Raw genomic sequence first — 11654 nt, 5'->3', positions numbered from 1 at the left:
TTACGCGTTACACAGTGATTGAGCCATTAACGTTCCGGGATGACACTTTTAAACGTTAACTCCACATCATCACGATCGCGCTCAGCGGCAAACGTCTCAGGCTCACTTTTCTCTGCATTCTGGGGCAGCAATTTTTTCAATAACGCTAACTGCTGGCGTTGCTGCTCTACGATTTCCTGCAGCAATTTCACTTGCTCATTCGCTCTGACACTCGCCCGATTAACAAAAAACCAGACCAGCGCGGCCAGCAGCACAATCAGCAAGACAAAAACCACTTCTAATATGTTCACAACGACTCCACTTATAACCACTTATGACAGGTACCTGTGAGCTATCTTACCACCGTGGCATAGCCAAGTTCGATACCCAACCCTATCCGTTATCCACATCGTGTTGATGTGCATCGCTATCGTGTTGGTACAAAAATAAAAAAACGTGGGGAACGTTTTTCAACGTCGCTTGCGACGGCGCGCAGGGTGACAGCCAGGAATGGCTCGCCATAAAAAAGCCTGTCGGCAAGGACAGGCTCAGGCATTGATAGGGAATATCAGAAAGGGTAATCGTGGTAGCCCATTTGCTCAGAGATATTTCTGGCTGCGGTGTGCAGCGTAGCGACATATTCGTGTTTGTTTTCTTCTGAAAAACGAATCGTTGGGAAAGAAATACTGAGGCCCGCAATCACCACACCAAAGCGATCGAATACTGGCACGGCAATACAACGCAGCCCTTCTTCTTGCTCTTCGTTGTCTTCTCCGTAGCCTTGCTCACGCACGACATCCAATTGATTGAGAAGCGCTTCAGCAGAGCACAGCGTGTGTGGCGTACTGCGCGTGTATTCGACAGTTGATAAAATCTCTTCCACTTCACCGCGATCGCGCCAAGCCAACAGCACTTTACCAATTGCGGTACTGTGCAACGGATTGCGACGGCCAATGCGTGAATACATACGCAGGTTATACATAGAATCAATCTTGTGGATATAAACGATGCCGTCTTCATCCAACGCGCCAAGGTGGATTGTTTCACGCGTTAGTGCAGACAACTCACGCATCTGTATATCCGCACTGCGGATTAAATCTACGTTCTGCAATGCTTTTGCGCCAAGTTCAAACAACTTAAGCGTCAGCGAATATTTCTCTGATTCACCTTCCTGCGCAACATAGCCCAGGGATTTCATCGTCTGCAAGAAGCGGTAAACGGTACTCTTAGACATCATGACTCGCTGAGAAAGCTCGGTAATACCAATTTCTCTCTCTTCACCTAATGCCTGTAAAATACCAAAAACCTTTAAAACGGACGACACGGAATCGGGTTGTTTATCTAAATCTGCACTAGCCATTTTTGTGGTTACCCTACTCAGGTTTTTTTGTTTTAAAAAAAATAGAACAATGGTTTTAGTATAAAGGGAACGCTTTGATTATGGCAATGGAGCAATAACGATAATCAAGTTAAGTTTGAGAAATAACCGCATCAGAGACTTAATAAAATAATATGTAAGAAAATATTTTAAATAATCCGCGCCATAAAATGTGACGCGGATTTATTAGTATTATTAGTGCCAGACTGAATCAGGAACCTTCGCCAGATACAGCGCAGGTTTTCCATCTACGTCAGAAGTAAACAGAACTTGTTTATTATCTGGCGTAAAGGAAGGGTGTGGGTGAGTAACCTGACGGTCACCTTCCAACACGTCCCAGGATGTATTGTGCTGTGCAATGCGATGTTCTTTGCCTGTTTTCAGATTGAAAACATACAGGAACGGATCGTTCTCAATTTTGTAACCACCATCGTCCTGCACATCGACTGGCGCATCAGAACCATCACCCACCAGCAGCGTACCATCATAGTTACTCATCAGGTGAGAACACGGCGGCATGACACGCAGTTGGCGATCTTCCAGCGTAACCGGATCGATGCTACGGATGTAGCGATTGGTATCGTCTTTAAGGTAAGAGACGTAAATCATCGCTGAGCCATCTGGAACCCAGAATTCGTGGGTGCAGCTCTCGCCTTCCGCATGCTCTTTCACTTTACGCATGTTGGTACCATCTTCATTGATGAACCACATACGCGCATCAACCAAGTCATGTGGACCTTCGTGGCAGAAAGCAACGGTGTTGTCATCACCCGGACGGTAAATTGGGTGACCCAGCCACTGATTTTCCTGAAGGATAGTCTCCGCTTCGCCCGTTATCAAATCGACGCGAATCAGACGACAGCAAGGATTGGTGAAATAGAATTCCTGGAATTTTTTCCAATCGGTCAGTGGCTTCCAGTCTTCTTTTTTGATCTCAATACCGACCATTTTAGTGCAATCGGAATTGGCAACCCAGGTGCCGTAACCAACCCAATCGTCAGGCACCTGATAAATCGTTTTCTCTTCCAGCGTAGCCAGATCGACACGCATCAGATTACGGGTATTTTTAACGTAATACAGCGCATCGTCATTCGGAGACAGGAAGCCACCGAAGGTGTTATCACCTTTGCCTTCAGTCAGCTGCGTAGCGCTCTGCTCTTTTAAATCCAGCAAATAGTAATTCCACGGGCCATCAAATGCAGCACCAAACAGCAGTTTGCTACCGTCATTGAAGAAACACTTCTGGTAGAAATAGTTGCGATGGCAGATAACATCGGGCGGGGTTAAACGCACAACTTCGGTGCCGGTTGCTGAATCCTGGTAGGTATGAAACGTTAGGGGGATCTTGTTACCTTTGGCCATCCGTAAATCCTTAGAACTTATCATGAAGAATCTGGCACCACACGCGCATACTCTTCGATAACCTGACATTTCGATCGCCCGATAAATCGGTTATCCCGACACCGGTTGTTCAAAAATCAGGCCACCAATCTCACGCGAGACGCCTGTTATATCGGCATTATAGAAACAATGTTTCATTTTTCCGTGATCGTGGTTTTATTTTATAAAACATTCTTCATATTTTCACCACCTGTTTCAGATCTAATGAAAACATTCGGGCGGAGAAAATGCAGGTTCGATGAACCAATAAACGCAGAAATAACAAAGGCCCGAATGGGCCTTTGGGAAGATAACGGTAGAAGATAATATCGTAAATTACTTCAGGTATTCGCCGGAGCGCAGCGCTTCGATACGCTTATCCAACGGCGGGTGTGACATGAACAGTTCGCTGAAGGATTTCGATTTTCCGTTAATGCAGAAAGCCATCATGCTGCTCTCTTCCTGCGGCTCATAGCTGGTCTTCAAGCGTTGCAGGGCAGCGATCATTTTCTCACGCCCCACCAGCTTGGCTGAACCGGCATCCGCATGGAATTCACGGTAGCGTGAGAACCACATGGTGATGATGCTGGCAAGAATGCCAAACACCAGTTCCAGCACGGTGGCGACAGCAAAGTAAACCAGCGGGTTACCGTTACTGCTTTCACCTTCGTCACGGTTGCCGGACAGGAAACTGGAAACGACTTGCGCGATGATACGAGAGATAAAGATAACGAAGGTGTTTACGATCCCCTGAACCAACGTCATGGTCACCATGTCGCCATTCGCGATGTGGCTAATCTCATGCGCGATAACAGCTTCCGCTTCGTCACGGCTCATGTTTTGCAGTAAACCAGTACTCACAGCCACCAGCGACGCATCACGACGGGCTCCCGTCGCGAACGCGTTGATGTCCGGTGCATGGTAGATTGCCACCTGTGGCATCGCGATCCCAGCCTGTTGTGACTGTGAACGAACCGTTTCCATCAGCCAGCGTTCAGTTTCGTTACGTGGTTGTTCAATGACTTCACCGCCAACGGACCGTAACGCCATCCATTTAGACATCAGCAGTGAAACAAACGCACCGCCAAAGCCAAACAGTCCAGCCATAATCATTAAGCCCTGGACACTGCTGGACTGAATTCCCGTCAGGCTGAGTACCAGCCCGAAAACCAACATCACCGCCAGGTTGGTGATCAGGAAAAGCGCAATACGCATCATAAAGGTCTGATTTCCTCTTGCAGAAAGATAAAGTTTGCACCCATACATCGTATGGGTTGCCGTGGCATTTTCAAGCATTCTTAACTTTTCAGTTACTAAATCCACATAACTTTACACTTTTCAAAAGGAAAGCGACATTCTGCCGGCTGTCAATCCTAATATGTCAGCACGACAACATTGACCGAAATTCGATAAATTCGGCAGCGTGATCCACCTGAATCGCCCCCACACCCGCGCGAATTAATGCGCCCCATACAGCGTCAGGTTCAGCTAAGGCGCGTGTGTCGCTATAGTCGAGCGAATGCGAGCAATCCAGCGTGTTCACCCAAATCCGAATCCCAAGCCGTTGAAACTCGGCATACGCTTCGGTCACCGCATCAATATGATCAAAAATTCCGTCTTCTTCATCATCTCCGCAAGCTGGGTGATGTGGGCGACCTGCAACGGACCGTTCACCAACAGATGCGCATCGACACCATGTAAGCCATTGTTTTTCTTAGAAATCGGCAATCCATTCCACACGCTAAAGGCTTCCAGTAATATCCAGCCCTGCTGTCCTGCATTCGTATATTCGGTTAGCTCTGTGCGTGTGCCATATCCGTACGCATTGAAGCAGCAACGGGTTGATGTTTCGGCGGTTTAACCCACAGGGTGATCAGCAGCGAAACGACAGACATAATGATGATGGCCATAAAGGTAGCCTGAAAGCCTCCAAGCTGAGCCGAGATAAACGAACCAGACAATGCACCGATACCGAACCCCTGATAAATCACGCCGTAGTTTTTGCTGTGATTTTTCAGGCCAAAGAAATCGCCCACAATCGCCGGGAACACCGTGATATTGCCGCCAAAGCAGAAGGCAATCGCGCTGACACAGGTAAAGAACAGGAGCGGGTTAAGCGGCAGGAATGTCATCACTGACACCGCCAGAATCGTCACGAACAGGGTAAAACTGATCACCCGCATACGTCCGACATTATCGGAAAGCGCACCAAGCACAATCCGTCCGACGGTATTAAAAATCGCAATCGCAGACACGGCATTGGCCGCCATTGCCATATCCATTCCGGCCATTTGCACGCCGATATCTTTCACAATGCCAATCAAATACAGGCCGCTCATGCACGCGGTGAAGAAGATAATAAACAGCAAATACGATTCTTTAGTTGCCAACATTTCAGCCAGCGAGAAATCACGCGCCTGCCCCTGAACAGCAACCTGTTGAACCGGTACTGCAGCAGGTTCTTTCAGCAGTGAGCTACCAACCAAAATCATCGCCATGACAATAATGCCCCAGTAGAAAAAGGCTTCTGACACACCGACTTCCGCAATCAAAAAGCTGTTTACGTATTTGAACAGCAGGCTTCCGGTACCAAAGGCACCAACAGAAATGCCCGCAATCAACCCTTTCCGGTTAGGGAACCACTTGATCAGATTGGACAGCGTCGTGATGTAAGCTGTGCCGTCCGCAAAACCGACAACAACGCCCATCAGCAGATAAATCAGCGTCAGCGACGGGCTTACTGCACTCGCCATCAGACCCGCACCCAGTGCGATACCAGCGATCATCGTTAAGCGGCGCAGACCAATACGCTCCTGAAATTTACCGGCAAACAGCGTGGCAAAGGCCAGACAGAAACTGGTAATGGAAAACGTCGTCGCCACGGAGCTCAGCGTCCAGCCAAATTTGTCCACCAGCGGCTGGTTGAATAAACTCCAGGTGTAAATCGTGCCGAGTCCCATTTGGGTGATGATCGTACCGAGGACGATTAATCCCCGGTTAACTGGTTTGGTATTCATGGGCTTTCCCCTACATCAAAAATTGGTCCGATTCACTCGGTACGCTAAAAAATATAAGCTGATGTGGAGAAGAGAAATTTCATCAAAACACTGTCAGCTTATGGGCTGAGGCCAGTATACAAGCGGGCTGACAGTGGTTGATCGAATGGGGAATGAGATGCCTGAAACGCGGAATGAAATGCCGTTAAAGGCGCATCAATGACCTGAACGCCTTTATCTTGCTTCGGCTTACCGGGACTTCAAAATCTAGATCGTTCAATCGCAGAATATAGGTATTGTTAAACCACGGCACAATTTCACGGATTTTCGTCAGGTTGACGCAGTAAGAGCGATGGCAGCGGAAGAAGTAGTCTTCCGGCAAGCGACTGCAAAACTCCGTAATATTCATCGGCATGATGAATTCCTCACGCCGGGTATAAACCAGCGTGACCTTTTCCTGCGCAGCCGCATAGTAGATATTGTTAATATCCGTGACGATAATCCGTTCGTCTTTCATCAGGTTAATGGTGTGCTGCGCACTTCTCGGGGCACCAGAAGGCACGCCCGTTTCAACAGCAGGCGCCATTTGTCGCTGTTGCCAGGTCGTTTCCAGCTTACGCAACATCGTAACAATGCGCGATTCATGATACGGCTTGAGAATGTAATCGAAGGCTTCGACTTCAAACGCCTCAACCGCATGTTCTTTGTACGCCGTAATAAAAATAATGTAAGGCTTATGAGCAAATTTGCTGATATTTTGCGCCAGCCAGACGCCATCTAACGAGGGGATATTGATATCCAAAAAGATCGCATCGACGTCGTTATGTTGCAGATATTTCAATACATCCAGCCCGTCATCGAATGTCGCCTCAATCGTAATATCACTGTGCTGTTTGATGAGGTAACTCAGCTCTTGCTGCGCGAGGAACTCATCTTCAACAATAATGGCTTTCATGGGTTGCCTCCTGTTTGTTCAGCAGCAGAATATCCCGGTTGTGGCACCTGAATGGCATCCGGCAACGCCGACGGGGTTTTGTCTTCTCGTGGAATGTAGAAATAAATTTCGGTCCCCGGTTCCAGGCGGCGAATATGCAGCCCATCGCCATAGAGCAAGCGGACCCGGTGATGGACATTCAACAGGCCAATTCTATTCCCTGGCAATTCATTACGCGCGACGCGATCCATCGTTTCCTGACTAATGCCATTACCCGTATCTTTGACCGCCACCAGCAACTTATCGCCCTGATCCTTCACGGACAACACCACGGTCCCCTTGCCTCTGCAAGGCTGAATACCGTGCACAATCGCGTTTTCGACCAGCGGCTGAATTAACAAGCTGGGGATTTTGTACGCTAAATCGTCGTCGATATCGTAAATCACCGTTAACTTGGCACCGAACCGTGCCTGCTCAATCGCGATATAATCCTGAATTTGGTACAGCTCTTTCTTTATATCGATCAGCTCATCGTCGTTAAGTTCGAGGTTATAGCGCAAATAGCGAGACAGATTGATCACCAACTGGCGCGCGGTATCGGGATTAATACGAATAGATGAGGAAATCGCATTCAGCGCATTAAAAAGAAAGTGCGGATTGATCTTACTTTGTAGCGCTCTCAGTTCCGCTTTATTTGCCATATCACGCAGTTGCTCTGTGCGGGACACTTCAATTTGCGTTGACATGATTTGCGATAAACCGACGGCCATCACGCGTAATGAATAGGTAATTTTATGCGCATGGCGATAATAGATTTTCAGCGTGCCGGTTACCTGCCCGTGTTCCCACAGCGGGATGACGATCATCGAATGGATTTCCGGCGTCAGGTGCTGTTCATCATTATTTTTAATGATGATTTTCCCGTCATGAATCGCCTGCTGCGTCATTGGGCTGATAATGTCGTGGCCGATATTATACTTTTCTTCCCCAATTCCCACATACGCCTGAATGTGCTGCGTGTTCGTTATTGCCACCGCATCTGCATTAATTTCAGTCCGAATGATCCTACAGATGGCCGTCAGTGAATCGCTGTTGATATTGCGGAAATACGGCAATGTCTTGTGTGCAATATCCAGCGCGAGTTTGGCCTGTCTGGCGGCAATGACCTCTTTTTCATTCGCCACGCTTTGCACCAGCAGGACGATCAGGCCAATACAGACAGAGCCAAGAATCATCGGCACGGCGATTTTTGAAACAATATCCAGCCCTAATTCAATCGGCGTCGCCCATGCCACAACCAGCAACATGGTTAACGACTCACACAGCATGCCGCCCAGAATCCCGATGCTCCACTGCTGTTCTTTTTTGACTTTCTTATTGATGTAGCCAGAAGTGATACCCGCGATGATGCTGGTAATCAGGCAAGGGACGGAGGTGATGCCATCGATATCAATGAGGTAACGATGTGCTCCCGCAATGATACCGGTCGCAATGCCTACCCAAGGACCGAAGAGAATACCGCCGGACATCACGGCAATCACGCGTACGTTGACGAGCGACCCTTCAACATTAATGCCGGAATACGTACCAAACAGCGCAAACAGCGAAAAGATGGCCGTCACCGTCACCCGCTCTCCTGGCGAGTGTTGCTCTTTTTGCAGTAATTGCCGGAACTGACGCGTTCTTGTCAGGAAAAACAGACAAATCAGCATCAGCGCGGCGCGGTCGAAGACCGCAAGGAGCATCTCAAATATTTCGTGCACGGGACATCCGGTACTGGGTTACGAGCCAGCACTATAGAAAAAATGTGATCCATATTCCACTTTTTAGTCTGTGAACCGCGCGGCGAGTGCAAAGTATGAAAGCCAGCGAACGCTGGCTTTCTGGTAGGACAGGATGGTAAAACGCTGTTCGTCTATCTTGCTTACACGTCTATTGGCTTATTCAGTTTCAGCAATTGGGTGAATTCCTCCGCAGGCATCGGATGCCCAAACAGATACCCCTGCGCTTCCTCACACCCTTTACCCCGCAGACGCTCGCTCTGCTCTAATGTTTCCACACCCTCTGCAATCACACCCAGGCCGAAACTTTTCCCGAGATACAAGATCGCCCGGACAATCGCCGCATCCGGCGGAGACTCGCACATGGTTCGAACAAAAGTTTGATCGATTTTCAACCGAGTCACTGGGTAGTTTTTAAGCATACTGAGCGAGGCATAGCCCGTGCCATAATCATCAAAGGCAATACCAATTCCCGCTTCACGTAGCGAATTTAACGGCTGTAGCATGCTTTCATCGTAACGCAGGATGATATTTTCCGTGATTTCCAGCTCCAGCGAACTGGGTTGTAACCCGGTACGCGCAAGAATATCCATAATCTTTTGCGCCAACATACCGGTACGAAACTGTGCGCTGAAAAGATTAATGCTGATACGAAAATAGCTGTCGCTCGCCTCGCTCCATTCCGCCGCCTGCCTGCATGCCGTTTCGACGATCCAATCCCCGACGCGTTCTGCCCACGGGCCGTTTTCCAATGCGGTAAGAAATGCCGCAGGGCTAAGCAGCCCTCTTTCCGGATGACGCCAACGCAGCAGCGCCTCAGCACCAACAACCTCATTGGTCGCCAGTTTGACCTGTGGCTGATAGAACATCTCAAACTCATGCTGCTCGTAAGCGCGCACAAATTCTAACTGGAAGGCATGCTTAGCCTGAAAGGCCTCAAGCAGCTCGCGCGTAAAAAAGCGGTAGCAGTTTCGACCTGCAGATTTCGCCTGATACAGCGCAAGATCCGCGCTGGTCAACAGATCCTGCACGGTCAGCCCGTATTCTGGGTACAGCACCGCACCGATACTGGCACTAATATTGATTTGATGATCGTCAATAATTATCGCTTGGGAAATTTCATGGATGATTTGATCGGCAATTCTGCCCGCGACCTTTTTGTCATTCAGGCCGGGAAACAGTAGCGCAAACTCGTCCCCGCCCATTCGCGCAACAACATCACCGGAGCGAACCGTGGCTTTTATTTTTTTGGCGACATGTACCAGAATATGATCGCCGCAGGAATGCCCCAGGCTGTCATTCACATCCTTAAACCCGTCCAGATCGACCATCATGATACAAACCGCAGGTTCATTCTTGAGTGCAGTTTCCAGATTGGATGTCAGCAGCGTACGGTTTGCCAATCCGGTTAGTGGATCCAGATGCGCGAGTAAGAACAGCCGCTCTTCATTGCGTCGCCGTTCTGTAATGTCACGCAATATCGCGCCATAGCTAACATTGTCGTTGTCTTCCCACATCGAAACCGACAATTCGACTGGAACCAGACAACCGCTTTTGGCTTGTACGTTCAGTTCCAGCGTCACGCCTTTCATCAGCGAATCCCGATCGGTGATCAGATGATCGAGCTGCACGACAAAGGCATCAGGCACGATGGTATTAATACTGCGGCCAATAATTTCCTCGTCAGGATATTGCAGCATGTGTTCCGCTGCGGTATTCCAGAAGGTGATCATCCCCTTCTCATTAACGCACAAAATGGTATCGGGCGAGGTATTGGCAATATTTTCAAAACGCACCTGACTGGCTTTACGCGCCAGTTCCAGACGTCGCATTTCCAGCTTATCCATGACTAATGAAGCCAGATCTTGCAAATTATGCTCATCACGTTTAGTGAATGTCGCTCTGGGTTTCAAATCGATAATGCACAAGGTGCCGATGGCATGCCCAGACGGTGTAATTAATGGAATGCCAGCATAAAAACGAATGTAGGGAACGCCTACAACCAGTGGGTTATTTTTAAAACGGGCATCCTTAAGGGCATCCGGCACGACCATGATCTTTTTCTTTAGGATCGTATGCGCGCAAAAAGAGATATCGCGAGGCGTTTCACAAAAAGAAACGCCTATACTAGCGGCAAACAATTGGCGTTCAGCCTCGACCAACGACACCAAAACGATAGGCACGCTGAAGATGTTAGCGGCCAGACTAATCAGGTTACTCAGACCTGGGTCGAATAATACGTTCTTAATTCCATACTCACGAAGAGCAGCAAGACGTTTGTCTTCATCTTTGCTTATTGGGGCACGACTCATGGGTTCCCCCCTCCCACCGTATTAATGTTCAGATTAGACAAAAATTTAGCTATAAATCCAAAATGTTGCAGCAATGAGCATGATAAGAACAGCAAACCAACGTTAGCAAACCAAAGCCCCCTTAATCTTGCCAAGAGTCAAGATGCATAGTGGCTAAGTATGAGTATGGCAAAAGATCCAGACTCTATCATCTTTACAAATTATTAAGAATAACAAGTGGAAGCATCAATTAAGATAATAGATGAAAAGCGCAATAAAAAGATACTGACGCACTCACAACGTTGAGCGATGAGAGAAGAAAAGGAAGGGAAAGGTTGGTATATTCAAGTACTCATGACCAGATAAAGACAAGGTATTATCAAGTTATTAACAGAATATAACCAACCAAGGTGTCATCAGGCAGGAAAATAGGTTATTGAATGCTCAGGTGTGTCGTTTTTTGCTCGGATCACGACATCCCAAATCCCAGTATAAGGGACCGTTAAATACACTTCGCCTTCAGCATGACGACAAATAGAATCCTGCGTAGCACTATTCTCTTCCGTCATGGTTTCCTGTTCACTACTGCTCATTTGCACTTCAAATGTATTTGTACACCTAACAATGACCGTATCACCACCAAACAGACTTAAACACGTGCGAATTACAGACATACATCCTCCGCGACACGCAGTCATGCGCATGCTTAATGAAACGAATTTATTGGTTATATTTCCCATAGCGGGATTTCCATAAAATCAAAATGCATACGGCCAGATTATGATTTAGATCAAGTGACTTACACGTTTAAAGCAAATCAGGAGATGGAATAAGACGATACTATGACTGCCTGACTATTATTAGGGTTTTTGATAATCGAGTGGGTAATGACTCCAATTAGTAGAACATATATTT

At 47.9% G+C, this 11654-nt stretch carries 9 protein-coding genes and 1 pseudogene; all 10 read right to left on the bottom strand.

Features of this window, described 5'->3' with window-relative positions; all coding sequences use genetic code 11:
- Nucleotides 1–26 precede the first annotated feature (26 nt).
- The 10 genes and pseudogenes from H0248_RS00050 to H0248_RS00005 all read right to left on the bottom strand — a co-directional run bounded on the left by H0248_RS00050 (nucleotide 27) and on the right by H0248_RS00005 (nucleotide 11413).
- Nucleotides 27–290, bottom strand: a complete 264-nt coding sequence (locus H0248_RS00050; protein ID WP_180784215.1) for a YebO family protein — start codon at nucleotides 288–290, stop codon at nucleotides 27–29.
- 257 nt (nucleotides 291–547) lie between these two features.
- The gene (kdgR, locus tag H0248_RS00045; protein WP_180784214.1) at nucleotides 548–1339 is read right to left on the bottom strand and encodes a DNA-binding transcriptional regulator KdgR; all 792 of its coding nucleotides are present in this window, start codon (nucleotides 1337–1339) and stop codon (nucleotides 548–550) included.
- Nucleotides 1340–1552: 213 nt separating this feature from the next.
- A complete protein-coding gene (gene ogl, locus H0248_RS00040; RefSeq protein WP_010275714.1) occupies nucleotides 1553–2719 on the bottom strand; it encodes an oligogalacturonate lyase in 1167 nt (388 codons plus the stop codon).
- Nucleotides 2720–3073: 354 nt separating this feature from the next.
- Nucleotides 3074–3955, bottom strand: a complete 882-nt coding sequence (gene htpX, locus H0248_RS00035; RefSeq protein WP_180784213.1) for a protease HtpX — start codon at nucleotides 3953–3955, stop codon at nucleotides 3074–3076.
- 163 nt (nucleotides 3956–4118) lie between these two features.
- Nucleotides 4119–4346: pseudogene (locus H0248_RS00030) on the bottom strand (glycerophosphodiester phosphodiesterase family protein); the annotation flags it as partial.
- A 184-nt stretch (nucleotides 4347–4530) separates the two neighbouring features.
- A complete protein-coding gene (locus H0248_RS00025; RefSeq protein WP_180784212.1) occupies nucleotides 4531–5754 on the bottom strand; it encodes an L-lactate MFS transporter in 1224 nt (407 codons plus the stop codon).
- A 184-nt stretch (nucleotides 5755–5938) separates the two neighbouring features.
- The gene (locus tag H0248_RS00020) at nucleotides 5939–6688 is read right to left on the bottom strand and encodes a LytR/AlgR family response regulator transcription factor (protein ID WP_180784211.1); all 750 of its coding nucleotides are present in this window, start codon (nucleotides 6686–6688) and stop codon (nucleotides 5939–5941) included.
- Nucleotides 6685–8430, bottom strand: coding sequence for a sensor histidine kinase (locus H0248_RS00015; RefSeq protein ID WP_180784210.1), 1746 nt, complete (start codon nucleotides 8428–8430; stop codon nucleotides 6685–6687). Before H0248_RS00015 ends, H0248_RS00020 begins: the two co-directional genes overlap by 4 nt.
- A 161-nt stretch (nucleotides 8431–8591) precedes the next feature.
- Complete coding sequence (locus H0248_RS00010) at nucleotides 8592–10760, bottom strand: sensor domain-containing phosphodiesterase (protein WP_180784209.1); 2169 nt, start codon at nucleotides 10758–10760, stop codon at nucleotides 8592–8594.
- Nucleotides 10761–11155: 395 nt separating this feature from the next.
- Nucleotides 11156–11413, bottom strand: a complete 258-nt coding sequence (locus tag H0248_RS00005) for a hypothetical protein (RefSeq protein WP_039514724.1) — start codon at nucleotides 11411–11413, stop codon at nucleotides 11156–11158.
- Nucleotides 11414–11654 lie beyond the last annotated feature (241 nt).

This window comes from Pectobacterium brasiliense, assembly GCF_013449685.1.
Classification (GTDB): domain Bacteria; phylum Pseudomonadota; class Gammaproteobacteria; order Enterobacterales; family Enterobacteriaceae; genus Pectobacterium; species Pectobacterium brasiliense_A.
Note: the sequence above shows the minus strand (reverse complement) of the source record. Positions and strands in the feature narration are given on the sequence as shown.